The following is a 25,273-nucleotide window of genomic DNA, read 5'->3' as shown; positions in this document are numbered from 1 at the left end:
AGGAGCACGAAGTGCCCGGCGACGCCGGCGCCGGCGAGCATGCCGCCGCCCTTGCCGGCGCGGGTGCCGGACTGTTTGAGTTCGGCTTTGGCGAGTTCGATTTCCTGCCGCATCAGGGTGGACAGGTCACGGGTGACATCGCCCAGGAGGTCGCCGAGGGAGGTGGTGTCGGCCTTTGCGTGCGCCTCGGTGGGAGGGAGATCAGGTATCTGGCTGCTCACAGGGGACGACCCCCACCCTCGGTATCATCAGTATCCCGGCGCCTCGGCTCCCCGTAGCCCGGTTCGCCATAACCCGGCTCACCGATGGCCGGCTCTCCGACGCCCGGTTCGCCGTAGGCAGGTTCGCCGAAGGCGGGCTGGCCAGTGGCGGGTTCCCCGTAGGCTGGCTCACCGTACGCGGGCTGACCGGTGGTCTGTTCCCCGTAAGTCTGCTCGCCGTACGCCGGCTGGGTGTAAACGGGCTCTCCCAGTCCGGCCTGGTCGTAGAGCGGTGTGCCGATCCCGGTGTCAAGGCTGCTATCGGTGACCGGCGGCTGGACGGGGTAGGGCGGAACTGTGCTCGCGTAGCCCGCGCCGGTTGCCGTCTCGGGGGCGCCGGCCTGCAGGCTGCGGCCCAGGCGGCCGGCAAGCAGGCCCGCGCCAGCCGCGACGAGCAGGAAGGTGCCGGGGCGCTGGCGGGCAAAGGACTTGACCTCGTCCAGCAGTGAGCCCGGATCCCGGTTGTCGAGCCAGGACGCGACCGACTCGGAGCGGTCCGCGGCTTGCCGGATCAGGTCCGAGGCTACGCCCTGCTGGTCAGGTGCGTCGGCCATGGTGCGCAGCTGTGAGGAGATGGTGCGGATGCCTTCGGCGGCCTTGGTCTGCTGGGTGCCGGCCTGGCTGGTCAGGTCCGACTTCGCCTGGTGCAGAAGATCCTTGGCGCTGTTCTTCGCCTCGTACGCGACGTTCTTCGCCTCGGCCTTGGCCGTCTCGGCAACGTTCTGGGCGGCAACTTTAGTCTCGCCGGCGACGTTCGCGGCCTCTTCCTTCGCCACGTCCTTCTTCGAGGACGCATCATCCTGGTAGCCCGGGCTGCCGGTGTAGCCAGTGGTGCCCGCGCCAGTTGCGCCGTATCCGGTGGTGCCGGCGCCGTAACCCGAATTCTGTGTGGCCGGGGGAGTGCTGAGGTCTTCATCCTGCGGCCATTGGTTCTCAGTCATCTTCGCTCTCTCTTTCCGAAAGGGTCAGTTGCTGTACAGGAACCAGCGTTGCTGGCATGCAATGGTAAGCATGTTTACTAAGAAATAGTAAGCACCCTTGGCATTTTTCCCACCTTTACTTCGGCTGTCCTGGAATGAGGCGGGCAAGTTTCGTGTAGCGGCGCGGAATTGGTGCGCGTAGCGAATCGCAGCGGCAAGAAAAAAGCTAAGTAGGCTTGCCAATCGGATAGTAAGCATGCTTAGGGTGTAGGTGCGAGGCCGGAGTAATCGCCTCGGCCCGACGGCGGATGCCCGCCCCGCACGGCAGTTGCCGCTCTTTGGCGGATAGCACGCCGTGTGGCGTCGCACCGCCGTCGCCGGTTCAACGTGAACAGCCAAAAGTGGACAAGAAGTCAACATTCAAGGAGACAGAATGCTCGCCAAGGAACACATCGACGGCCTGCTGAACCAGAACGGAAACGTCCTCTCGACGGACGGAGGCAAGATCGGTTCCGTGGGACAGGTGTATGCGGACGATGAGAACGGGCAACCTACCTGGGTAACCGCACGGACAGGCCTCTTCGGTACCTCCGAATCCTTCATCCCCCTCGAAGGCGCCCGGGTTGATGGAGCCGACATCGTCGTCCCGTACACCAAGGACCAGGTGAAGGATGCCCCGCGCGTGGAAGCGGAAGGACACCTTGACCCGGCCGAAGAGGACCGGCTCTACGAGCACTACCAGCTGAACGGAACGGTAACTTACAGCGAGGCTGCGAACGGGCACACCGCCGACTCAGGCCGGGCGGCCGACCGGTCGGCGGCCGGCCTTACCGCCACTGAGCGGGATGCAGGATTCGCTGCCGGAGGTGGTGGCGGAACGTACAGCGCGGCGGATGAGAGGGCTGGTCGTGACACATCCGGAGTGGACGACGGTGACGCCATGACCCGCTCGGAGGAACGCGTGAATGTCGGCACGGAAAGGCAGGCTGGCGGCCGGGCGCGCCTGCGCAAGTACGTGGTGACCGAAAACGTTACCCAGACCGTTCCCGTGCAGCGCGAGGAAGTGCGGCTGGAGCGCGAACCGATCACCGAAGGAAACAGGGGCGAGGCGCTGGGCGGTCCGGCCATCAGCGAGGCAGAACACGAAGTGGTGCTGCACGAGGAACGTCCGGTGGTGGACAAGGAAACCGTGCCCGTTGAGCGGGTCAGGCTGGACACCGAAACCGTCACGGACGAGGTGACCGTGGATGAACAGGTCCGCAAGGAGCGCATTGAGGCCGACGGCGTAGAGGACACCCGCCGCTAACTTGCCCCACGCCGCGGCCGGCTTACGGGCCCCGGCATTGCAGGCATTGTGGGCTGGCCACGTCGCCAGCACGGGCTCAAAGGGGAAAGAAGGTTAAAAACCGATGGTCCCGAATCCTGACGCGGAGCAGTGGGCGCCTCACCAGCTGCTGTCCATGGCTGCCAGGCTCGTCCAGCGCAGGCAGGATCAGGCGCTGGCTGAACTCGGTCTCACCCACGCCGCTGTCATCGCGCTGCAGGGCCTCCTTGCCGGGCCGCTGAACCAGGAACAGCTGGCCTCTGAGATCAAGGTCCGCAGCCAGTCTGTTGGCAGGGTCCTGTCGCGGCTCGAGGAGGCAGGCCTGGTGGCTCGCGCATCCAGTTCCCTGGACAGGCGCCACAACGAGGTTTCCATAACGGAAGCAGGCCGCCAGGCGCTGGAAGCGGCCAGGAAGGCTGAGCAGGATGCGCTGCCCCCCGACGTCGTCGAGGGTACCGTCCTGGGCCGGGAGCTGGCGCGGGTCATCAGCTACTTTCCCGGCCGCGCCAAGCCCGGCTCGGCCAAGAACCAGAATCCGGCCGCTGCCGTCAGCGATCCAGCCGCGGACAGTACTGCGGAAGACGAGACTGCGGACGACGAGACTGCGGAAACTGGCTCTCCCGTCGCCAGTGCACCCGCAGCAGGCCCGGAGGTAGAAGGCGTGATGCCCGCAACCAGTGCGGTGACAGAAGGTGTGGCCGCAGCCGGGCAGCATGCTTCGAGCGCGGATACTGCTGCAGAACCTGCCTTACAGAGGCCCGCTTCCGGAGATGAGGTTGCCGCGGAGGAAGCGGCATCGGCCCCGCACGACCACGCCGGAACAAGGCAGAAGCCAGACAGCGAGGGCCACTCCGCCCCTGAATAGGCGGACTAATCATCAAGGAAGGGAAGTGTCGCCGCGCGCGGCGAACACTTCCCTGGCTGGCACACGCCGGTCCGGGTTCAGCGCCGGACCGTTCTCCAGCTTCGTTGGGACGGCGTTAGCGTCCCTGTTGCATCGGGTCCGGCCAGTTCCCGATGATGCTGGACATTGGGTCGGGCCAGTTGCCGATCCGGCCGCGCATGGGGTCGGGCCAGTTGCCGATCCGGCCGCTAGCGGGTCCGGACTGCGAACGGGACGGGCGGGGGGCAGCAGACAGCGGGGCGTGCGTAGACATGACATGTTCTCCTGACTGAACAGATGGTCTTTGCGCAGGGTTGCGCAGGTGGTCTTTTCTGCCCTGGATGCGGGCAGAGCTGACCTGTTCAGTCGGGGGAAGACCCCGGATCGACGGCTGGACTTGAGGGAAAGTGCTGGGCAGCATCAAACGCGCGGACGCCGGCAAACAGGGGCGTCCAGTCCCAATCTCCCGCCACTTCGGCGGCCTGGGCACCAGAGCCTTCGGAGCCAGTGGAGGAGTTCCCCGGCGTTCCCTCGCTTACGGCAAACGATTGAAGATAGCCGTGGCCGGGCCGTGCGCCGAGGTGCTGTCTGTGGGCAGCGGGGCTGGCGCCCGCCAGTTCGCGTACCTGGGGCGTAGTCATCTGAAGCTCGGCCAGCGAGAGGCCCGTGCCGGCGAGCGGCAGTCCGGCGACGGTAGCGGGCACGTCCTGGACTGCTGTTTCCACCGATGTTGCCGGCCCTGCATTGTCTCCTGCCCTCAGAGCGGTGGTCTTCGGCCCGACTGCCGAGGGCGAACCTGCCTGTGGCGGCGCAGCAAGACCTGGCGCGTTCCCCCCGGCATGGGGAACCGGCGTGGTCGGCGTGACTCCCGGTACTGGGGCCACGGGTAGCTGCGGCGCCGGCACTGAAGGGACCGGCACTGACGGGACTGGCACTGGGGGAACGGGCAGCGAAGGGACCGGCACTGACGGGACTGGCACCGGAGGGAGCGGCAGCGAAGGAATGCCGGGCAAGGCAGGCGTTGCAGGCAGCCGTGGCACGGACGAAATGATGTCTTCAGCGGCCTTTATCAGGCTGTCAGCCTTGTCGAGCACGGGGGCCGTCGCGCTGGTTACTGAGGTGACCGTCGTCGATGCCCCGTTGACCGCGGCGCCCGCAGTGTCCGCTACGGTGCCGACGACACTCGATACGGGCTTGGTGACTGCAGCCGGGAGGCGGAGTGCCGCCGGCAGAGAAGGAACCACCGGCACTAGCTTGCGGGCCGGGGCAATCTGGGAGACGGGGGAAGCCAGCGGAGCAGACGCTGCCGACTGCGCAATGGAAGCGACGGGAGCTGTGGCGAGGGAAGCGGGTCCCAACGAGTCGCTGTCCCCGGAGGCCGCGCCGGCGGATGCCGCGCCCCAGATGATCCAGGCCAAGGCGAGGAGAACGGGCAGCAGGAGGGCACGCGCGACCGCAGCCTTGTGAAGGCGCAAGCTGTTGCCCATTCGAATCACCCCCCAGCGCAATGGGAGACCAGAATATGCCCGCCGGCCGGTTCCGTCCAGAGGAAAGATATCTTTTGCACGAGCGGGAGTGCTGAACCGCAATAAAATTGAAGCGGAAGGTGCATGCGGGATGTCTGGATCCATCGTCGTCGTCCTTGTGCTGCTGGCTGCAATTGCCGCAGTGGCCATTGCGGCAACAGTGCTGGCCGTGCTGCGCGACGGGCGCGGCGAAGTGCGAAGCGAACCGGCTGAGGAGCCGTGGACTGCCGGATACCTGCCCAGCGAGCCCTACGCCGAAATTCGCTTTAAATAGCCGCCACCGCTGTGTCGTTCCCGGCAAATGACCCCGATCCTATACTGACGGTGTGGGAACCTCCCTGCTGTTCGGCGTGGTGGCTTCAAGTGCCCTTGTTCTGGGTGCCCTTATTGGTGTCCGCTTTGAGCTGCCGAAACGGCTGCTGGCGATTTTGCTCTCGTTCGCCGCGGGCGCACTCATCACCGCCCTGACCTTCGAGCTGTTTGAGGACGCTTACCAGCGAGGCGGCATTGTGCGGGCAGCGCTCGGCCTGCTGGTTGGCGCAGTGGTTTTCACCGCCCTGAGTGCACTGCTTGACCGGTGGGCGCAACCGGGGTCCAAATCAGTGCCTGCGGATGAATTCCGCGGCAGCGCGAAGCTGGACACCGATGCGGCCGCCGAAGAGAAGGCCCCCGCCTCCACCTCCACCCGAGGTGCAGCGGGCATGGCCCTGCTGGCGGCCGTGACCTTGGATGGTGTGCCGGAGAATATCGCCCTGGGCGTCTCGCTGGGGGAGGGGACAGGGGGGTTGGCGCTTCTGGCCGCGATCTTCGTGTCCAATTTGCCGGAGGCACTAGTGGGCGCCGCGTCCATGCGCAGCCAAGGCCGTACCGGTGGGGCGATCATGGCACTGTGGACCATCTGCGCCGTGCTGCTCGTGGCAGCCGTAGTCCTTGGTGCAGGCCCGCTGTCCGGGGCGGACCCGGAAACCATCTCGCTGCCCCTGGCCTTTGCAGCCGGCGCCGTCATTGCTTCCCTCGCGGACACCCTGATGCCGGAAGCCTTCGAACACGGCGGCCCAGCGGTGGCACTCAGCACAGCGGCCGGGTTTGTGCTCTCCTTCGTGCTGTCCCTTGCTTGACTCCAGGATGCCTGACGACCCAAACCGGCATGACCCGCGGTTGTGAAGCATGCGCCCTGCCGGACACAAAGTTGGTGCAGCCGCCCACGACTATGCGTGGCCGCCTGCACCGACCGGTAGTACGAATACTCAGATTAGATATCTACTCATTCGCGGCTCCTAGTTCCCGGCGTTCGCGGTCCGGGCTATCTCCTGTCCTCGACCGAATGCCGTGAAAACATCCAGCCGCAGGCAATCATCAGCACGCCAAGCACCATGTGCGTCCAGTTGTCCGGCGTATTCAGCGACAGGAAGTTGGCCGCCGAGTCTACTCCGACACTGAGCCCGTAAATGCTGAGGACGATGTACAGCGCACCGGCGCCCATGAGGAACCTGCGCGCGCCCATTTCGCTCCGGGACATGGCCCAGCCGGTTGCGCCGATAACCAGCTGCACGATGTTGAGCAGCATGGATACCTGGAACAAGCCGAGGAACATGGCGTGCGAATCAGGCCCAAGGAACATCAGTTCGCCATAACGTGCGGTGATGCCCGGGATGAACCCCAGCACACCGACCACCATCAAGACAATACCTACACCCATGCCAGCGTTCTGGACGTCAGTTCTGCCAAAGTGAACGCCGTGTGCATGTGGGGATGCGGTAGTCATTTCTGCCTCCAACCACTGAATGCGGACAAGCTAATTTTACGTCCGGCCTTCTGAAAAAGCGCTCACAGTTGAGCTTGCCCGTACTGGCGCCAGCGTAGCCCCGTCCGACTTCTCGCGCTGCCCCGCCTGTCGAAAACCGGCGGGCCGGGCCACGCATGGCACGATGGAGGCGATGAAACTGCGTGCTGACCAGACCGGAGACCGTGGCCTTCCCATGCCCCTGTGGCTGCAGGGCGGGCTCGAGTCCGCGCAGGCGGCGATGATTTCCGCACTGCTGGTCATCGCACCCATCGTTGCGGTGTGGGCCACCTCGGGTTTCGGAAGCAGCGGCCTCGATGCGTTGGCGCGGCTCGCCGGCCAGGCTTGGCTGGTCATCCACGGGGTGCCCCTCTACCTCACCGCGGTGGGCGAGGGCGCTGCCGCCAGGGCCGAGACCGGCACACTGTCGCTGCTTCCGCTGGGCCTGACCCTCATCCCGTTCCTGCTGGCCTGGCGGGCAGGCAGGCGCCTTGCCCGGGCGTCGTACACAGACCAGTTGTGGCAGGCGCTGCTTGGCTCGTGGCTGGTCTATGCGGGTTTTGGCATCGCCACCGGGTTCATCTGCCGGACCGAGGACGTTGAGGTCTTCCTGTGGTGGGCCGGGCTGCTGCCGCTGGTTCCGTTCGGCCTCGGCATGGTGATCGGCGCCCGGCGGGAGGCCGGTTCGTGGAGCCGCCTGATCGGTGTCGACGCCGTGGACTGGATCGCCCGCACCAGCCAGCATTCGCGGTGGGCGGGTTCGTATCTGGCTTCGGCCGCCAAGGCCGGCTTCGTGGCTGTTATCGCGGCGCTCGCCATTTCCTCGTCGCTGCTGGCCGTGGATCTTTTCATCCACTGGAACCTTGTGGTGGCGGTTTATGAAGGGCTCGACGCCGGGCCCGTCGGAGGCGCGGCCCTCACGATTGCGCAGCTCGGTTTCCTGCCGAACCTGGCAGTGTTCGCACTCGCGTGGCTGAGCGGCTCTGGGTTCGCGCTGGGAGCCGGCTCGCAGGTGGGTCCGCTGGGGACCGCCGTCGGACCGCTGCCCACCATCCCCGTTTTTGCTGCCATCCCTTCGGGCCCACTCGACTTCGGACCGGTGGCGCTGGTGGTTCCGGTGCTCGCCGGGGTCCTGGCCGGCTGGTGGTTCCTTCGCGAAGGGGAAAATCACTTCGACGAGTGGCTGTCCATCAAGCTGCACGTCCGCTGGCTGACCGCCGCGGCGTCCACGCTGTCCCTGGCCCTCATCGTCGGGGCTGCTGCCGGCGTTCTGGCAGCGGCCCTTGCCTCGCTTGCGCGCGGCTCGGCCGGCATTGGCCGCCTCACGGACGTCGGTCCGGACCCACTGCGGACGGCAGTCTGGCTGGCGGCGGAAGTCGGCATCGGCGTCGTAATTGGGTACGCGGCGGGACCGTGGCTGGAACGCCGGCAATTGCGGGACGCCGAGCTGGGGACTGCACCCAACAGCAAATAGCCCGCCGGGCGGACCGGGCCGGTGGCTCGCGTTAGCGGACGGGCTGTTGAAGCGGTCCGGGCAGTGAGTTCTCCAGCTGGACCCGGCACTCGGTGCTTGCCTTGCTGGTCAGCGCCTGGCGGGAGCACTGCTGGAAGTCGCGGACCTGGTTGAAGAACAGTGCCGAGGTCAGGACCAGGAGCACCAGCACAGCCGAAACCACCAGGCCGGAGATCGTGCCGAACAGCACCAGTTTGGATTCCTTGAAGCGGATGGCCCGGATGAGCACGATGATCCCCAGCGCGATGCCCGCCGCCGTCAGAAGGGCCGTGAGCCAGAGGTAGGCGATGTCCAACTGAAACACGAAGAAGGCGCCCAGCACGGCCACAATGAACATGCGGAACAGCGTGTGCGTCTTCTGGAGCGAGGCCTTGGCGTCCTCGCTGAGCGGACGCGCGGTCCGCTGCGGCCCCTGGGGGCCCGGAGTGGGGTTCATGTTTTCCAGACTACGCGAGCAGCCGCCTAAGCTTGAGCAATGCGCATAGTAGTCCTCGTCTCCGGAACCGGTTCCAACCTCCAGGCCGTCATCGACGCCGTTCAGGCCGGAGACCTGGATATCGAGATCGCCGCGGTGGGCGCGGACCGCGCGGGAACCTACGGCGTGGAGCGCTCTGCTGCTGCCGGGATCAAAACGTTCGTGGTGGATTTCAAGGCCTACACGGACCGCTCGGAGTGGAATGCTGCACTGACGGAAGCCGTGGCCGCGTACCAGCCGGACGTGGTGGTGTCGTCAGGCTTCATGCGGATCGTGAGCCCCGAGTTCATCGACGCCTTCGACGGAAAATACCTCAACACGCACCCCGCCCTGCTGCCGTCCTTCCCCGGCGCCCACGGCGTCCGCGACGCCATGGCCTACGGCGTGAAGGTCACCGGCTGTACCGTGCACTGGGCCGACGCCGGCGTGGACACCGGGCCCATCATCGCGCAGGAGGCGGTGGCCATCGAGGACGACGACACCGAGGACACCCTGCACGAGCGGATCAAGGTGGTGGAGCGCCGGCTCTTGGTCTCTACCCTCGCGTCCCTTGCGGCAAAGCACGCCCCCGCGCGCTGACCCAACTCGCTCGCATTTAATGTCGTTTTGAGCCCCCAAAACGACAACAACTGCCAGTCAGTTGGGTTGGCGAGGCGTGGGCCTGTGGATAACCCCTGTGGCCGAGCTTTCTTTTGCGACCATGGTCCGGTGAAGACTCCTCGACCGCTTCCTCAACCGCTTGCCCTGGCGCCGTTCACTTGCCAGGAAGCCGCCGACGCCGGTGTCAGCCTGAGGAGGCTGCGGCACAAAGCGCTGTACTCACCCAGCCGCGGCATCCGGGTGCCCAATGACAGACCAATCCTTGGACCTGCGGAGCTGTGCACGTCGGAGACAATCCGGCCGTTCACCCGCGTGACAGAGTTTTCGGCGGCCTCTCACGCCACTGCCTTCACCTTCTGGCAGTTCCCCGGGTTCCTGCCCGGTCAACAGGATCCGCGTGTCCACATCTCCCGCCCGGACACGATGGCCATTCCCCGCCGCACGGGCGTCGTGGGCCGCGTGGGACAGTTTTTCGACGACGAAATCGTGTGCGTAGACGGACTGATGGTGACGAGCAGACTCCGAACATGGCTGGACGTCGCACGGAAGATGAGTGTCGAGGAGTTGACCGTGGTGGCAGACCATCTCCTGCGCCTTCCCAGGCCCGAGTTTGAAGCCAGGGATGAACCGCACTCCACCCCCGAGCGGTTGGCCGACATGCTGGACAGACACAAAGGCACGCCGGGCATCCGGAAGGCGCGGCTAGCCCTCGAGTTGACGCGGGTAGGGTCGGATTCTGCGCCGGAGACGCGGCTGCGACTGGCACTTGAGTTTGCGGGGCTGCCGGAACCGCAACTGAACGTGCGCACCGAACTCTGTTCCGGCGTCGTACGCCAACCCGATATGGGCTATCCCGAACACCGGGTCGCAGTGGAGTACGAGGGTGACGGCCACTCGGAAGCTGAGCAGATTGTCCGGGATATCGCCCGCGAGGAGGACTACGGCCGTGGAGGGTGGCTGCTGGTGAGGATCTCCAAACGGCACATGCAGAACGGAGCCGGATCAGCGGTCCGGAAAGTCCGGGACGCGCTACTCAGCAGAGGCTGGTCACCCAAGTAGCTCGCAGTTCTCGTCGTTTTGGGGCGTCAAAACGACAACAACTGCGAGTCAGTTGGGGGGGTAAAGGGGTTACAACGGTGCGTGGTGGCGGAGCTTGCGAAGGCCTCTGATGGTTCGGACCGTCTTGGTGGCCTGTCGCCATGAGTCTGCGTCGGGGTGCGGGTAACTCATCGGTCTGGTCGATGAAAAGGTGATTTTTCGTCTGGCCAGTCGTTGCCGCACAACGAGAGCTGCCCCCGCAAAAGCGACAGTCGCCACGTACAGCCAGTAATCGGCTGGTCCTCGGTCACCGGGGACCAGCGACAGAATCTCGTGGCCGAACCGGATCAGAGCGGCGACCGTGATGGCGGTAGTCGCCGTGGCGAGCCGAGAAGTGAACCGAACGCGTTGTTCTGCCGATTCCAGAAGGTCCAGGGTGTGCACGGCGACTGCCCGGTGGGCCCTGGCTTCCAGCTCGAAGGCTCTCTTCATGGCAGCCTCCCGGGCTTGCGCGAGCTCATCCTCTAGGTTCTTTATCACCTTCTTTAGGTTTTGTATCTCGCTCGTGACTGCTTCCCGTTCGGCTTTTCTGGTGGCGTGGTCTGCCTTCCGTCTCCTTTGCGCCGCTGCTTCTCGGGCATCCTTCTTCCCGCGAAACTGCTGGTGATTCAACGCGTTCCCCATCGCTTCCGCTGCTGCCGTCGGCGTCATGAAAGACAGCTTGGCTGCCCGGTCCGCCAAGGAAACGTTCGCATCATGTCCGACAGCCGTTGCCACCGGGACGCGAGATTTGTGAATTGCGAGGGCTAGGTCTGCCCGTTCGCATCCACGAAGCATGCTCCAATGGCCGCCGCCTTGAACGAGAAGGACCAAATCCATATCTTGGCGATACGCCTCGTCAAAGTGCGCTTGCACGGTGCGGATATTCCCGGCAGGGGTCCACGATAAAGCCCGGTAACACGACCTCCGGGGATGAAGTCCTGTTGTGGCGGAGACGGCGCCTAAAATCGCCTATGCCCTGTGCTCCTGACGGCCCGAGTAGCATGATCCGCCTTGGCAGGCGATCGATGGCTTGGAATGCGGACGACGGATTGTCGTGAGTGAAGCCTGGGCACAAGCGATCGCTGGCTATGCCCGCTGCTCCTACTGTAGCCATGGCCTCCTTGTCCTCAAGATGGAGACGTCCGCGACGGACGAACCCTGGCTCAATCGCCGTAACCCTGACGTACACCTTTCCGTCTCTGCCCAGCCACGTCGTGCCGGTCACCTTAAGGGTCATTCCTGCCGTCATGGCTTCTTCCAAGGAAAACCGGCTGTTCGCAGCTTTGCCTCAATTCTGGGAGCCTGGTCCTCCCAGATCGTGCATGGCAGGAAGTCAACGCCCTTGGAAGACACGGAGACGAGGTCAAAGTTCCATCGGGCACCCGTCCATTGGGGCGCTACACACTCCCCACTGATGGCCGTCTCCACCCAGCGGACATTATCGCTGAGCCGGTCCCGAATTTGGCTGACCGTGCTGTGGCCAGGCCTCAAAGTCTCTGGTGTCTTACACAGAGTCATTCGGCCTCCCAATCGATGGCTGGAGACGGTCCCCAGCGTCCCGCCAGAGACTAGCGCCGCCGTCGGACATTGGGGAGTCAAACGGCAGGACCAGGCATCCAAGTAACTCGCAGTTGTTGCCGTTTTGAGGCGTCAAAACGACAACAACTGCGAGTTAGTTGGGAGACGGAGGCACCTACTCGAGGCGGCGCTGCCTGGTTTCGGGGGAAAAGAACGCCATCCACAGCACCGACAGGACCACCAGGCCGCCGGCGAGGGCAAACGACGTGGCCAGACCCAGCTGCGGCCAGAAGTAGTTCGCAAAAATGAGCGGGCCGAAGCCTGCGCCCAGCCGCGAGAATGTGGACGCCCAGCCGAAGCCGCTGCCCCGCAGCTCCGTGGGGTACAGCTCGGAAACGTAGGCGTAAAGCACCGGGATGGCCACCTGCACCACGAACCCGAACACCAGCAGCCAGAACACGGCCGCCGTGGGCACATCCACCACGAACGCCACCACCATCAGGACCAGCGCGGACAGCGGTCCGGTAACAGCCAGCAGCCACTTGCGGCCCACCCGTTCCACGAGCAGCGCTGCCGCAATCACGCCCAGGAGCCCGACGGCGGCCATCCCCGCCGTCGTCAGGAACGCCTTGTACTCGGCGAACCCGGCGCCGATCAGGATCCGCGGCATCCAGGTCAGGGACAGGTAGTAAACCAGCAGGATGCTCATGAACAGCGCCCAGGCGGCGGTGGTGATCTTCCAGTTGAACTGCCAGACCCCGCGCAGCTGCTGCCACGCGCTGCCGGCGGAAAACCGCGGGACGGCCTGCGGCTCGGGCAGGCTGTACGCCCGGGCCTCGGCGCCGGTGGCCTCGACCAGGCCGTCTATCACCCGGGCGGCTTCCTCGCGGCGTCCCTTGCGGATCAGGAACAGCGGCGACTCGGGAACGCTGCGCCGCACCCAGAACACCAGCAGGGCAGGCAACACCATGACGAGCATGGTCAGGCGCCAGTCGGCAAAAGCGGCGACGAGCCAGGCGGACACGAAGCCGCAGAGCGCGGCACCCACGGGCCACCAGCCGTCCATCGCGGTGAGCACCCGGCCGCGCTGCCTGCGGGGCGTGAACTCGCCCACCAGCGCGTAGTCCACGGGAATGCAGCCGCCCAGGCCGAACCCCGCCATGAAGCGGAACACGCAGAACCAGAGGAAGTCGGGGGAGAAGGCGCCGAGGACCGTGAAGAGCGAGAAGATCAGCAGCGTGGCCGTGAAGGCCTTCCTGCGCCCGATGGTGTCGGCGATGGTGCCCCAGATGAAGGCCCCCAGGGCCATCCCGATCAGGTTGGCCGTGCCGATCCAGCCGGCCTCGCCCGGGGTGAGGCTCCAGTGGGTGGACAGCAGCGGAATGAGAATGCCGTTGAGTGTGACGTCCCAGGCATCGAACATGAACCCCAGGCCGCCGATCACGAAGATCCGGCCCTGCACTTTCCAGCGCCACGGCAGTTCCTGGACTACCTGCTCGCCACTGGGCACAGTGGTGTAAATATTCATCTCGGCCTCCTGCTTAAACCTTACGTTGCAGAACGCCCCGACGCGGCGGACCGGGGTCGCCCGGAGGGGCCGGAAATCCACGCAGGGAGCGGCCCGGCCTTCACAGTGCGGCCGCCAGCAGGAGGGGGTCCGCCGACACGATAAACTGGGCCGTATCCCCACCAACCGCGGCACATCCACCGCGAGATAAAGACGGAGACTTTTGTGAGCTTGACGCAGCTTGACCGTGTTCCCATCCGCCGGGCCCTGATCTCGGTATACGACAAGACCGGTCTGGAGGAGCTCGCCAAGGGCCTGCACGCAGCAGGCGTCAAAATTGTTTCCACCGGCTCGACCGCCAAGAAGATTGCCGCGGCCGGCATCCCGGTCCAGGAAGTCGAGGAAGTCACCGGTTCCCCCGAGATGCTCGACGGCAGGGTCAAGACCCTGCACCCGCGCGTCCACGGCGGCATCCTCGCCGACCGCCGCGTCCCCGCCCACATGGAGACCCTCGCCAAGATGGAGATCGAGGCCTTCGACCTCGTCGTGGTGAACCTCTACCCGTTCGTGGAGACGGTCAGGTCCGGCGCCGCGCAGGACGACGTCGTTGAGCAGATCGACATCGGAGGCCCTGCCATGGTGCGCTCCGCCGCGAAGAACCACGCCGCCGTCGCCATTGTGGTGGACCCGACGTTCTACGGCGACGTGGTCCGTGCCGCCGCCGAGGGCGGCTTCGATCTCAAGACCCGCCGCCGGCTTGCCGCGAAGGCGTTCGCGCACACCGCCACGTACGACACCGCGGTGGCCACCTGGACCGCCAGCCAGTTCCTCGACGAGGACGGCGACGGCGTCATCGACTGGCCCGCCTACGCCGGCCTCGCCCTGGAACGCTCCGAGGTGCTGCGCTACGGCGAGAACCCGCACCAGCAGGCCGCGCTCTACGTGGACAAGGCAGCCCCTGCAGGCATCGCGCAGGCCGACCAGATCCACGGCAAGGCCATGAGCTACAACAACTTCGTGGACGCCGACGCAGCATTGCGCGCCGCCTATGACTTCGCCGAGCCCGCCGTGGCCATCATCAAGCACGCCAACCCCTGCGGTGTGGCCGTGGCCTCTGCCGACGCCGCCGACCCCATCGCCGACGCCCACGCCAAGGCCCACGCCTGCGACCCCGTCTCCGCGTTCGGCGGCGTCATCGCGGCCAACCGCACGGTCACTGCCGGCATGGCCCAGACCGTGGCCGGGATCTTCACCGAGGTGGTCATCGCCCCCGGCTTCGAGCCAGAGGCCGTGGAGATCCTCTCCAAGAAGAAGAACATCCGCCTGCTGTCCCTCCCGGAGGGCTACGGGCGCTACCCGGCGGAAATCCGCCAGGTTTCCGGTGGCGTCCTGGTGCAGATCACCGACAAGGTGGATGCCGACGGCGATACCCCCGCCAACTGGACGCTTGCCGCAGGCGAAGTAGCCGACGATGCCACGCTGGCCGACCTCGCCTTCGCCTGGACCGCCTGCCGCGCAGCCAAGTCCAATGCGATCCTGCTCGCCTCCAACGGCGCCGCAGTGGGCATCGGCATGGGCCAGGTCAACCGCCTGGACTCCTGCAAGCTCGCCGTCGAGCGGGCCAACACCTTGGGCGTTAACGTCGAGTCCGACGTCGACGGTGCCGGCGGGGCTTCCAACGCCGACGCGAGCGGGGCTCCCGCGCGTGCCCGCGGCGCAGTGGCCGCCTCCGACGCGTTCTTCCCGTTCGCCGACGGCCTGCAGATCCTGATCGACGCCGGCGTGCGGGCTGTGGTGCAGCCCGGCGGCTCGGTCCGTGACGAGGAAGTCATCGCCGCGGCCAACGCTGCGGGCATCACCATGTACTTCACCGGCGCCCGCCACTTCTTCCACTAACCTCGCTGCGCTCGGCCAGGGAACCCGGGCGGAGTGCGCTTAAAGCCCGACGGCGGCTGCCCCCTTAAGGGGACGGCCGCCGTCGGGCATTGACTTGCTTTAGCTTTCTTCCGTTTCCTCCTGAGCCGGCAGCCGGATGTCCCTGGGGACGGCTTCGGCCATGCGTTCCGGTGTCCAGTAGGCCAGGATCTCCTCGGGCGCCTGGCTGATGCTGTGGCTTACCTCAGCGTCGTCAGTGCTGCCCGCGTCGTCCTCATTTGCTCTGTGCATTGTCATAGACCTTCATGATGGTCGAGCCCCAGAACGGCCCGAACATCGTGGTGGAACGCGTTCCATACCCGTAGCTGTTGATCGAGTTCTGGAAGCCGTCGGCCCCACTTTCAGCGTCTTCGTTGCCCTGGGCAAACCAGGGGCCGCCCGAGGAGCCGCCCGTCATGTCGCAGGGAATGCCCTGGGAGTTGAACTGGGGGTTGATCGTGTCATCCTTGGCCGTGCCTGTGCAGCTGATCAGGGTCTTGCCGGTGAACGGGGCCGCGGCCGGGTAGCCGTAGGACTTGTATGTCAGCCCCCGGGGCTGGTTGAACTCCACACCGGAGGCACCCACGCTGTCGGCCAGGCTCTCGCCCGACACCCGGGCCACCACGGCGAAGCCGGTGTCGTACCGGATATCGCCGCCGGAGGTCCAGTTCCGAGGCGCGTGCAGCGACCGGGCCGGCCATTGACCATACGGGGCCAAGCCATTGTCGTAGCCGGGAACAAACACCCAATTAGTGGCGAAGGCGCCCGGTCCCTCATTAACGCAGTGGCCGGCGGTGGCCACGAGGCTCTTGTTCTGGGCGGCGACTGAGTTGCCGGAGCAGACGTAGTTGATGCCGGCGAGGGTGAAGAAGACCTTGCCGATGTGGGGCACCGGTTCTTCGTCTTCGTGCAGGGCTGTGGTTACCGTGGTCTGGGCGGCCGTACCGGCGATTCTCCTGGGCGCTCCCGTTGCAACGGCAGCCGAAGGCGAGGAGCCTTTATTTTCGTGCCTTGCCACGGCCTTGACGGCCAGCACATCGCCGGGAAGGGCGGCGCGCATGCGCTCGGGCGTCCAGTAGCCCTGCGGGCTGGACACGGGGGTGCTGGCAACCTGCAGCTGGGTTGCATCCTGCGACGTTGCAGAAGAGGCTGTAGCGCCGCCGATGGCGCTCACTACCAGCAGCAAGCCCGTGGAGAGGCTCACGAGGCTGCCAGCCAGAGTCTTTTTGCTCGTCATTTGCGGTCCTACCTATCAGGTGGGGCGGGCCCGGGAGGCACGCCGGGTGACTGATTGACCTACCCGGGTATGACAAGCTCGGTTAGTACGATTCAAGTTTTCTTGCCAGGTAGGGGTGGTACTGATCTGCCCCTGCCGCAAGGGGTTCCAACTCAGTTCAGCCGCCGAAGCGGTATTCCTTTATGAGAGAAAGATTAGAGCCCCACCGCGCCGGGGACAATGGATAGTGTGGCGAAAGACACAGGAACGGGGTAATTCAAGGGCATCCGGCCCTCCGGTTGAGGTTCAACCGGTTCACCTCGGGTAAGTTAAAGGTTGGTGAAATAGACCGGAATACCAGATACAAGCCGACCTTCAGGGAGACGCCCGAGCATGGCCAAAATTATCTATACCCACACCGACGAAGCGCCGATGCTGGCAACATATTCGTTCCTGCCGATCATTGAGGCGTTCGCGTCCACGGCAGGTGTGCAGGTGGAGACCCGCGACATTTCGCTGGCCGGCCGCATCATCGCCGTCTTCGGCGATTACCTCACTGCAGAGCAGCAGATCGGGGACGCCCTGGCTGAACTTGGTGAACTGGCGAAGAAGCCGGAAGCCAACATCATCAAGCTGCCCAACATCAGCGCATCCGTGCCGCAGCTGAAGGCCGCCATTGCCGAGCTTCAGTCCCAGGGCTACAAGCTGCCGGATTACCCGGACAACCCGACGTCCGACGAAGAGACCGCCATCCGGTCCCGCTACGACAAAATCAAGGGCTCCGCCGTGAACCCGGTCCTGCGTGAAGGCAACTCGGACCGCCGCGCACCGCTGTCGGTCAAGAACTACGCCCGCCAGAACCCGCACTCCATGGGTGCCTGGACCCCAGAGTCCAAGACCAACGTGGCGCACATGGACGCCAACGACTTCCGCGCCAACGAGAAGTCCGTGGTGGTCCCCGCCGACGGCACCATCGAAATCCAGCTGGTCCGCGAGGACGGCACGGTCAAGGTCCTGAAGAAGGCCTTCCCGGTCCTTGCCGGCGAGGTCATCGACGGCACCGTGATGCGCGCCGCCGCCCTGGACGAATTCCTGGCAGCACAGGTAGCCCGCGCCAAGGAAGAGGGCGTGCTCTTCTCCGCACACCTGAAGGCCACCATGATGAAGGTCTCCGACCCGATCATCTTCGGCCACGTGGTCAAGGCTTACTTCTCCGAGCTGTTCGACACCTACGGCAAGCAGCTCGCCGCGGCCGGGCTCAGCCCCAACAACGGCCTTGCTTCCATCCTCAACGGACTGGACGAGCTGCCCGAGGACGTCCGTGAAGGTGTCCAGGCCGCCATCAAGAAGGGCCTCGAAGAAGGCCCCGCGATCGCCATGGTCGACTCTGACAAGGGCATCACCAACCTGCACGTCCCCAGCGACGTTATCGTGGACGCCTCCATGCCCGCCATGATCCGCAGCTCCGGCCACATGTGGGGCCCGGACGGCCAGGAAGCCGACACCCTGGCTGTCCTCCCGGACAGCTCCTACGCCGGCATCTACCAGGTTGTCCTCGACGACTGCCGTGCCAACGGCGCCTTCGACCCCACCACCATGGGCACTGTCCCGAACGTCGGCCTCATGGCCCAGGCAGCAGAAGAGTATGGCAGCCACGACAAGACCTTCGAGGTCCAGGTCCCCGGCAAGATCCAGGTGGTCGACGGCTCCGGCACTGTCCTGATCGAACACGAAGTTGCCCCGGGCGACATCTGGCGTGCCTGCCAGACCAAGGACCTGCCCATCCGCGACTGGGTTAAGCTGGCCGTAAACCGCGCCCGCGCGTCCCAGACCCCGGCTGTCTTCTGGCTCGACGAGACCCGTGCGCACGACGCCAAGCTCATCGAGAAGGTCCGCGAATACCTGCAGGAGCACGACACCGAGGGCCTGCAGATCGAGATCCTGTCCCCGGTGAAGGCCACCGCTTTCACCCTCGAGCGCATCCGCAAGGGCGAGGACACCATCTCCGTCACCGGCAACGTGCTCCGCGACTACCTCACGGACCTCTTCCCGATCCTGGAGTTGGGCACCAGCGCCAAGATGCTGTCCATCGTTCCGCTGATCAACGGCGGCGGGCTCTTCGAGACCGGTGCCGGCGGCTCCGCTCCGAAGCACGTCCAGCAGCTGCTGAAGGAGAACCACCTGCGCTGGGACAGCCTGGGTGAATTCCTGGCCCTGGCCGTCAGCTTCGAGCACCTGGCCAACACCACGGACAACGCCCGCGCGCAGGTCCTGGCCGACACCCTGGACCGTGCCACCGGCACGTTCCTGCTCGAGAACAAGTCCCCGAGCCGCAAGGCCGGCGAGATCGACAACCGGGGCAGCCACTACTACCTGGCGCAGTACTGGGCACAGGAGCTCGCCAAGCAGACCGAGGACGCCGAGCTGGCAGCCTCCTTCGCATCGGTTGCCGACGCGCTGACCTCCAACGAGGAGGCCATCGTTTCCGAACTCCTGGGCGCACAGGGCCAGCCGGTGGACATCGGCGGTTACTACCGCCCGGACGCCGAGAAGGCCGCGGCCGTCATGCGGCCGTCCGCGACGCTCAACAAGATCGTTGCAAGCCTGAGCTGAGTCTGTGGCCTTGGCTGAGTCTCCAAGCTGAACAGTGGAAGCGCCCCGCCACTCATTTGGGTGGCGGGGCGCTTCTTTGTTGCCGGGGTTGCCGGGGCTGCCGGCGGGGGAGTGTGACCTACCGGTCGGGAATGTCGTCGCGGCGCGTGTCCGTGTGCCGGGTTTCATTCCGCGGCTCGCCGGTTTCCTCGTCACCGTACGGTGCGTCGACCGCCATGTCAGGGTCGGTGCTAACGGGCCGCTCGGTTGCCGAGGCGTCGTAGGCGTCGCCTGATTCGTAGCTGCGGCCCGGGACCGCGTCCATGCCGGCACCCTCGGAGTAGCCGGTGCTGGCACCCGGGTCGCCGTTGCCGCCTGCCGCTGTGGCACCCCACGTTCCTGTCTCCCTGTCTGCTCCGACGGCTCCCGCTCCGACGCCGGCTCCCGTCGCTCCCGCTGCTCCGGCTCCTACACCGGCTCCCGCCACCGTCGTGCCCGGCGCTCCTGTTCCGACGCCGCCGGTTCCGGTTCCGGCGCCGGCCGCCGTCGAATCCGCATCACCTTCTACCTCGCCACCGCTGACGCTTTCACGCCAGGCGCCGGTTTCCGTGTCGCGTTCCTCGATGAATTTCTTGAACTTCCTCAGGTCCGAGGCGACCTGCCGGGAATCGAGTCCGGTGGCTGCACCAAGCTTCTCCATGGCCGATTCGGGCTCCCACGTCAGCTCGACGTTCACCTTGGTTTCGTTGGCGCCCAGGGACTCGAACCATACGGTGCCCGCATTGCGGGGCTCGTTGAGGCTCTCCCACGTGACGCGCTGGTCTGGCTCCTGGACGGTGATTTGGGCGTCGTACTCACGCTTCACACCCGCGATGCTGGTTTCGAAATGAACGGTGGTGTCGTCGAGCTGGCGGACGGCGTCGACGCCGCTCATGAAGTTGGGGAAATCCTCAAACTGGGTCCATTGGTTATAGGCCTGGCGTACGGGGACATCGACGGTGATCGATTCCTGGACAGTTGCCATGCGTGGTTCACTCCTTCGGCGTACGGGCGGCTGGCCCGTGGTTCTGATTGCCCTTGTTCGGATGGAACACCTCCAACGTAGCGGGAAGCAGTCGGCATTTGAAGAGCGAAAGTAAGGCTGCTGACTATGAAGCTCAGGCAGGCCCAAATGACGGCCCGCGGTTGTGGGAGGCTACTCGTTTTCATAGGGTGCTAAGTAGGCTTATCTTTCGGTCGGGTGCCCAGCGCCCAGGCCGAGCCCCGCTAGGCCACCGCTTCGGAAAGGATCGTCTCTGTGCCTGAAGAACCAGTTATCAACATCCCGGGAGCTCCGGCAGGCGAGCAACCCGCCGTCGTCGAACCCACCACCCCGCGGGAACCGCTGCCGCCCAAACCGGACCAGCAGGGACCGGAAGCGGTGTCTCCGACCGGCAGCCCCACGGGTGCGCCGGAACACTCCCGTGCGCAGTCCGGCCAGTACCTGACCACCGCACAGGGGCTCCGGCTTACGGACACGGACCACTCGCTGAAAGCGGGGCCCCGGGGACCGATCCTGCTCCAGGACCACCACCTGAGGGAGAAGATCACCCACTTCGACCACGAGAGGATTCCCGAGCGCGTGGTGCACGCCCGGGGCGCCGGTGCTCACGGCGTCTTCCGTTCGTACGGCACCGCCGCCAACATCACCCGCGCAGGCTTCCTTGCCAAGGATGTGGAAACGCCGGTGTTCGTCAGGTTCTCCACGGTCCTGGGCTCGCGCGGGTCCGCCGACACCGTGCGCGACACTCGGGGTTTCTCCACCAAGTTCTACACCGACGAGGGAACCTACGACCTCGTGGGCAACAACATTCCCGTGTTCTTCATTCAGGACGGAATCAAGTTCCCGGACATCGTGCACGCCGCAAAGCCGCATCCGGACCGCGAGATCCCGCAGGCCCAGAGCGCCCATGACACCTTCTGGGACTTCGTGTCCCTGCACACCGAGGCGCAGGCGCACACCATGTGGAACATGTCCGACCGCGGGATTCCCCGTTCCTACCGGACCATGGAGGGCTTCGGCGTCCACACCTTCCGCCTCGTTGACGCCGCGGGCGCCACGACGCTCGTCAAGTTCCACTGGAAACCCAAGCAGGGCGTGCACTCCCTGGTCTGGGAGGAGGCCCAGATCATCAACGGCATGGATCCGGACTTCCACCGGCGGGACCTGGCCGATGCGATCGAGGCCGGCGCCTACCCAGAGTGGGAGCTGGGCATCCAGACCTTCCCCGATACCGAGGACCAGATGTTCGAGGGGATCGACCTGCTGGATCCAACAAAGTTTGTGCCCGAGGAGCTGGCTCCCGTCCAGCCGATCGGGCTGATGACGCTCAACGCCAACCCGGTCAACTACTTCGCGGAAACGGAGCAGGTGGCCTTCCACCCGGGGCACCTCGTGCCGGGCATCGACGTCACCAACGACCCGCTGCTGCAGGTCAGGCTGTTCTCCTACCTCGACACCCAGATTTCGCGGCTGGGCGGGCCGAACTTCGCGCAGATCCCCATCAACCGGCCGCAGGCTCCGGTGAACGACATGCTGCGCGACGGCATGCACCAGACCGCCGTCCACGCCGGAGTGGCGCCCTACCGGCCCAATTCCCTCGACGGCGGCTGCCCGTTCAAGGCCGGGGCTGACCTCGGGGCGTTCGTCGATGTCCCGGAAGCGGTGGCCGAGGCCATCAAGCAGCGGAAGAATCCGGCATCCTTCGACGACCACTACAGCCAGCCGCGGCTGTTCTTCCGGAGCCTCACGCCGGTGGAGCAGGACCACGTGATCCAGGCCTACACGTTCGAGCTCGGCAAGTGCTACGAGAAGCCGGTCCGTGAGCGCCAGCTGCTCGCACTGGCAAACATCGACGCCTCACTGTGCGCCGCCGTGGCCCGCGGGCTGGGCATGCCCGCCCCTGACGCCACCGAGGACGTGCCTGACGCCCAGCCCAGCCCTGCCGTGTCCCAGCTGGGAAAGACCTGGCCAGTGGCCGGCCGCGTGGTGGGAATCGTGGCGGACGAGTCCAGTGATCTGGAGGCTGTCCGGGACGCCCGCAAGGCGCTCGACGCCGCCGGGATCGTGCCGCTGGTGATCGCACCGTCCGGCGGGACGCTCGGGGGAGAGGCCGACGGCGGGATCCCGGTTCAGCGTACCTACCTCACCGCCCGCTCCACCGAGTTCGACGCGGTCATCGTGGCAGGATCGGCGGCACCGGCGGAGGACGCCGAACAGGGGCTGGACGCGAAGGCCGGCGAGCCCGGCGCCTCGCTTGATCCCCGCGTCGTGCTGCTGCTGTCAGAGGCGTTCCGCCACGCCAAGGCCATCGGGGCCTGGGGATCCGGCTCCGCAGGGGTGGATGCGGCCAGCATCCCGGATGACGCAGCCGGCGTGGTGCTCGGCGATGATGCCGGGCAGGTGGTTCCGCAGATCCAGGAGCTGCTGGCTGCCCACAGGGCGTGGGAGCGTTTCCCGGCAGCTGCTTCCTGACTGGGGTAAGAAGCTTCCTGATCGGCGGAGAAGCTTCCTGATCGAGTAAGAACAAGGGCTGGTCCCCGGCGGGGACTAGTCCTTGTTCTTGCCCCGCCCCTTGTCCTTGTTCCCCTCCGAGCTGCCCTTGCCGGAGTTGTCCTGCCGTCCGCTGTTCGCAGGAGCCGGTACGGGGGCGGGGGCGGGAGCCGGGAGCACGACCGCCGGTGCGGTCGTCAGCGAGGGTTTCGGGGCTGCGGTGGGCTTCGCGGCCGCAGCCGCCTTCGCAGCAGCATCCGTAGCGCCCTTCTTGGCTGCCTGCACTGCCGTGATGAGGTCGGCCCGGACGGAGTTGATCGCGGCCGTTATGCTCCGGTGGCGTTTGAAGGAGACCTGCCCGGCAGCCGCCGCAGCATCCAGCTCAGAGGTCAGTCGGTCCAGGGACTTCAGTGCGGCGGCGGGGTTGCTACCTGCCGCGGACTTGGTGACCTCCAGGACCTGCTGCTGCAACTTTGCGGCCGCGTTTGTCTCGAGCTCCGGGGCGGCGCCCGCGCAGCTGGCCAGCCCGGCTGCCAACATGCACCCGGTGAGGACGCTAATCGCCCGGCGCCACACGGCCGGTACCCGGCTCGGGCTCATGGTTCAACGCTCCGTTGCAGCTCCACGAGATGGTCACCCAAGGTGCCGCTCACGCTGGGGTAGGGAACGACGTCGGGCATCTCAGCTGAGTTGGCGGCCACGGTCACGGCAGCTGCGCCGCCCAGCAGGGCTGCCGCCGCAAGGGCCGAGCCAATCCGAAAGCGCCGGCTCCGGGGTTTCGTGCCGGCCGAGCGGCTGTTGCGGCCGGGAGCAGCTGACTTGGCCTGTGTCTTAGCTGTCGTTCTGGCAGTGGGTTCCGTTTGAGCAGCCCCGACCGGAAGAATCGACGGCGGTCGCGACGGGAGTTCGGGGAGAACGCGGGTGTGCTCCTCGGTCAGGTCTCCGGGAGCGGACTCCGGTGAAACGAGGGCGTGCCGGAGAGCCACTTCCAAGTCCGCGGCGGAGGGCCGCTCCAGCGGTTCGAGGGCGGTCATGGCCGCCAGCAGGTGCTGCCATTGTGCGGGCAGTTCGGCAGGGATTTCAGGGGCACGATGCAGCCGGGCAACTGCCGATTCCACCGCGCTGCCCGGATACTCAACAGTGCCCTTGATGCATTCAAGCAGCACGAGGCCGAGCGAATAGATGTCCGACGCGGGCGAAAGCGGGGAGCCCGTCGCCTGCTCAGGGCTCAGGTACGCTGCCGTTCCCACCATGGTGCCGGTGGCCGTGAGACGGGTCCCGTCTACGATCCGGGCAATACCAAAGTCCGTCAGTTTGGGCCGCACCGGCTCGCCGGGACGAACCTGGACCAGGAGAATGTTGGCGGGTTTGATGTCGCGGTGGATGATGCCCAGCCCGTGAACATAGGCGAGGGCGTCGGCGACTCCGGCGCCAATCACGGACAGTTCGTCGAGCGGAACGCGGCTGTGCCGGATGCGGCTGCGCAGGTCCTGCCCATCCACGAGTTCCATGGTGAGAAAGGGCCTCGGCTGGTCCGGGACGCGGGTATCCACGCCGGCGTCGAAGAGCGTGACAAGGCTGGGATGGTTCAGTGTCGCCAGAAGCCTGATCTCGGCTTCCTGCCGCTTGAGTTCATCGGCATCTGCGGCCTGGGGGGCGAAGAGCTTCAGGGCCACGTCCCGGCCCAGGTTCTGGTCCCTGGCCGCATAGACCGACGACATGCCGCCGCGTCCGATCACCCCACCCAGCAGGTAGCGCCCGCCCAGTACATCCGTTGCCACCCCGCTGGGCGATTGTTCTGACACGTTGCCGTCCTTATTAGCTCTGGCTCGGTGTTAAGGATAATACGTGTACTTAGTATTTTGCGGCCCGTGGCTGTCAGGGTGGGGGAGCGGCCCATCCAGAGGCTCGGGCGGGGCACGGCTTCGCCGGCGGCCCGGCATCTGAAAGTCTTGAGGACTCCCGTGACGCGGACCGCCGACGAAGGTCGGCTATCCCTGTTCGGACAGGTTCCGGACTGTTAGGCCTTCTTCCTGCGGATCACCAGCAGCGCACCGATGGCGAGCAGTACCAGGGCGAGAGGCAGCAGCCCAGCGTCGGCTCCGGTGTTGGCAAGCGTCTGCTGTTTGGTGGCCATGTTTCCGTTGGCCATGATTGCCGTGCCCTCCGACGCGTTGACGCCTGTGGTCACCGATCCGGCGGGCAGGATAGCGGCGCCCGTCGTGGTGGACACTGTGCCGGCGCCCGTTGCGGCTCCACCGGCTGTGTCGGTTACGGATCCGTTTCCGTCGGTGCCGGTAGTGCCGGTGCCGGCTCCATCGGTTCCCGTTGCGGTTCCGTCAGTTCCCGTTCCATCGGTACCAGTTCCGGTTCCATCGGTTCCCGTTCCATCGCCCGGATCGGTTCCGTTGCCGGTTCCGGCATCCGGATCAGTGGCAGGGGGCGTGGTCACAGTTCCTGCGCCAAGGCCGATGCCCAGATCGACACCCAGGTCGACGGATGCATCATTTCCCGAGCCCAGCCCGAGGTCGACGGCGCCCTCAGCACCAGTTCCCAAGGAATCCGTGTTGCCGAGGTTGATGTCGACGACGGCGGCCAGGTCGGGGAGGGTGGTTCCGGTGCCGCTGTTG

General features: G+C 65.9%; 24 protein-coding genes. 10 read left to right on the top strand and 14 right to left on the bottom strand.

From position 1 onward, the window contains the following. Positions 1–221, bottom strand: a 221-nt coding sequence (locus ACTHQX_RS04190) for a phage holin family protein (protein WP_440155819.1), incomplete at its 3' end; no start/stop codon positions are given. Then, positions 218–1,201: a hypothetical protein gene (locus ACTHQX_RS04185; RefSeq protein WP_440155818.1), complete on the bottom strand. Its 984-nt coding sequence runs from the start codon at positions 1,199–1,201 to the stop codon at positions 218–220. The genes ACTHQX_RS04185 and ACTHQX_RS04190, both read right to left, overlap by 4 nt. Before the next feature lie 412 nt (positions 1,202–1,613). Here ACTHQX_RS04185 and ACTHQX_RS04180 point away from each other — a divergent pair, with 412 nt between their 5' ends. Both ACTHQX_RS04180 and ACTHQX_RS04175 read left to right on the top strand, forming a co-directional pair. Then, positions 1,614–2,486, top strand: a complete 873-nt coding sequence (locus tag ACTHQX_RS04180) for a DUF2382 domain-containing protein (RefSeq protein WP_440155816.1) — start codon at positions 1,614–1,616, stop codon at positions 2,484–2,486. A gap of 103 nt (positions 2,487–2,589) precedes the next feature. Beyond that, on the top strand, positions 2,590–3,369 hold the full coding sequence (locus ACTHQX_RS04175) for a MarR family transcriptional regulator (protein ID WP_440155814.1): 780 nt from the start codon (positions 2,590–2,592) through the stop codon (positions 3,367–3,369). A 115-nt stretch (positions 3,370–3,484) separates the two neighbouring features. Here the strand turns inward: ACTHQX_RS04175 and ACTHQX_RS04170 are convergent, their stop codons facing one another. Beyond that, entirely contained in the window at positions 3,485–3,661 is a 177-nt protein-coding gene (locus ACTHQX_RS04170) for a hypothetical protein (protein WP_440155812.1), read from the bottom strand. 88 nt (positions 3,662–3,749) lie between these two features. Next, complete coding sequence (locus ACTHQX_RS04165; RefSeq protein WP_440155811.1) at positions 3,750–4,874, bottom strand: hypothetical protein; 1,125 nt, start codon at positions 4,872–4,874, stop codon at positions 3,750–3,752. A 130-nt stretch (positions 4,875–5,004) separates the two neighbouring features. Between ACTHQX_RS04165 and ACTHQX_RS04160 the strand changes: the two genes are divergently transcribed. Next, positions 5,005–5,187 (top strand): hypothetical protein, encoded by a 183-nt coding sequence (locus ACTHQX_RS04160; RefSeq protein WP_440155810.1) that lies wholly within the window; start codon positions 5,005–5,007, stop codon positions 5,185–5,187. Positions 5,188–5,239: 52 nt separating this feature from the next. Next, a complete protein-coding gene (locus tag ACTHQX_RS04155; protein WP_440155808.1) occupies positions 5,240–6,031 on the top strand; it encodes a ZIP family metal transporter in 792 nt (263 codons plus the stop codon). Positions 6,032–6,216: 185 nt separating this feature from the next. Here the strand turns inward: ACTHQX_RS04155 and ACTHQX_RS04150 are convergent, their stop codons facing one another. Then, entirely contained in the window at positions 6,217–6,678 is a 462-nt protein-coding gene (locus ACTHQX_RS04150; RefSeq protein WP_440155806.1) for a DUF4383 domain-containing protein, read from the bottom strand. 172 nt (positions 6,679–6,850) lie between these two features. Here ACTHQX_RS04150 and ACTHQX_RS04145 point away from each other — a divergent pair, with 172 nt between their 5' ends. Next, positions 6,851–8,170, top strand: coding sequence for a cell division protein PerM (locus tag ACTHQX_RS04145; RefSeq protein WP_440155804.1), 1,320 nt, complete (start codon positions 6,851–6,853; stop codon positions 8,168–8,170). A gap of 31 nt (positions 8,171–8,201) precedes the next feature. Here ACTHQX_RS04145 and ACTHQX_RS04140 read toward each other — a convergent pair whose 3' ends face one another. Then, positions 8,202–8,645, bottom strand: a complete 444-nt coding sequence (locus tag ACTHQX_RS04140; protein ID WP_440155803.1) for a hypothetical protein — start codon at positions 8,643–8,645, stop codon at positions 8,202–8,204. A 39-nt stretch (positions 8,646–8,684) separates the two neighbouring features. Between ACTHQX_RS04140 and purN the strand changes: the two genes are divergently transcribed. Further along, entirely contained in the window at positions 8,685–9,263 is a 579-nt protein-coding gene (purN, locus tag ACTHQX_RS04135; protein ID WP_440155802.1) for a phosphoribosylglycinamide formyltransferase, read from the top strand. A 333-nt stretch (positions 9,264–9,596) separates the two neighbouring features. Next, a complete protein-coding gene (locus ACTHQX_RS04130) occupies positions 9,597–10,343 on the top strand; it encodes a hypothetical protein (RefSeq protein WP_440174538.1) in 747 nt (248 codons plus the stop codon). Between the two features lie 69 nt (positions 10,344–10,412). Here ACTHQX_RS04130 and ACTHQX_RS04125 read toward each other — a convergent pair whose 3' ends face one another. Both ACTHQX_RS04125 and ACTHQX_RS04120 read right to left on the bottom strand, forming a co-directional pair. Then, positions 10,413–11,237: an exodeoxyribonuclease VII large subunit gene (locus ACTHQX_RS04125; RefSeq protein WP_440155799.1), complete on the bottom strand. Its 825-nt coding sequence runs from the start codon at positions 11,235–11,237 to the stop codon at positions 10,413–10,415. Between the two features lie 820 nt (positions 11,238–12,057). Beyond that, positions 12,058–13,410 (bottom strand): MFS transporter, encoded by a 1,353-nt coding sequence (locus ACTHQX_RS04120; RefSeq protein WP_440155797.1) that lies wholly within the window; start codon positions 13,408–13,410, stop codon positions 12,058–12,060. Positions 13,411–13,614: 204 nt separating this feature from the next. Between ACTHQX_RS04120 and purH the strand changes: the two genes are divergently transcribed. Beyond that, complete coding sequence (gene purH, locus ACTHQX_RS04115) at positions 13,615–15,285, top strand: bifunctional phosphoribosylaminoimidazolecarboxamide formyltransferase/IMP cyclohydrolase (RefSeq protein WP_440155796.1); 1,671 nt, start codon at positions 13,615–13,617, stop codon at positions 15,283–15,285. 99 nt (positions 15,286–15,384) lie between these two features. Here the strand turns inward: purH and ACTHQX_RS04110 are convergent, their stop codons facing one another. Then, positions 15,385–15,555, bottom strand: coding sequence for a hypothetical protein (locus ACTHQX_RS04110; RefSeq protein ID WP_236807604.1), 171 nt, complete (start codon positions 15,553–15,555; stop codon positions 15,385–15,387). Further along, positions 15,539–16,540 carry a trypsin-like serine peptidase gene (locus ACTHQX_RS04105; RefSeq protein WP_440155795.1) on the bottom strand — a complete coding sequence of 334 codons (1,002 nt, stop codon included), beginning with the start codon at positions 16,538–16,540 and terminating at the stop codon, positions 15,539–15,541. The genes ACTHQX_RS04110 and ACTHQX_RS04105 overlap by 17 nt, the downstream gene beginning before the upstream one ends. A gap of 372 nt (positions 16,541–16,912) precedes the next feature. Here ACTHQX_RS04105 and ACTHQX_RS04100 point away from each other — a divergent pair, with 372 nt between their 5' ends. After that, entirely contained in the window at positions 16,913–19,132 is a 2,220-nt protein-coding gene (locus tag ACTHQX_RS04100; RefSeq protein ID WP_440155793.1) for an NADP-dependent isocitrate dehydrogenase, read from the top strand. Positions 19,133–19,250: 118 nt separating this feature from the next. On the opposite strand, the gene ACTHQX_RS04095 is transcribed toward ACTHQX_RS04100, so the two are convergent. After that, positions 19,251–20,135 (bottom strand): SRPBCC family protein, encoded by an 885-nt coding sequence (locus tag ACTHQX_RS04095; RefSeq protein WP_440155792.1) that lies wholly within the window; start codon positions 20,133–20,135, stop codon positions 19,251–19,253. 273 nt (positions 20,136–20,408) lie between these two features. Between ACTHQX_RS04095 and ACTHQX_RS04090 the strand changes: the two genes are divergently transcribed. After that, positions 20,409–22,625 (top strand): catalase, encoded by a 2,217-nt coding sequence (locus tag ACTHQX_RS04090; RefSeq protein ID WP_440155791.1) that lies wholly within the window; start codon positions 20,409–20,411, stop codon positions 22,623–22,625. Positions 22,626–22,700: 75 nt separating this feature from the next. Here the strand turns inward: ACTHQX_RS04090 and ACTHQX_RS04085 are convergent, their stop codons facing one another. The 3 genes from ACTHQX_RS04085 to ACTHQX_RS04075 form a co-directional block, all read right to left on the bottom strand. Continuing rightward, positions 22,701–23,243 (bottom strand): mucin-associated surface protein, encoded by a 543-nt coding sequence (locus tag ACTHQX_RS04085; protein ID WP_440155789.1) that lies wholly within the window; start codon positions 23,241–23,243, stop codon positions 22,701–22,703. Continuing rightward, a complete protein-coding gene (locus ACTHQX_RS04080) occupies positions 23,240–24,448 on the bottom strand; it encodes a serine/threonine-protein kinase (protein ID WP_440155787.1) in 1,209 nt (402 codons plus the stop codon). The genes ACTHQX_RS04085 and ACTHQX_RS04080 overlap by 4 nt, the downstream gene beginning before the upstream one ends. Positions 24,449–24,663: 215 nt before the next feature. Beyond that, the coding region (locus ACTHQX_RS04075) for an LPXTG cell wall anchor domain-containing protein (RefSeq protein WP_440155786.1) at positions 24,664–25,273 on the bottom strand (610 nt) is incomplete at its 5' end.

It is taken from the genome of Arthrobacter sp. SAFR-023 (assembly GCF_051965295.1).
Taxonomy (GTDB): domain Bacteria; phylum Actinomycetota; class Actinomycetes; order Actinomycetales; family Micrococcaceae; genus Arthrobacter.
The sequence above is the reverse complement of the archived record's forward strand: the minus strand, read 5'-3'. Positions and strand labels throughout refer to the sequence as shown.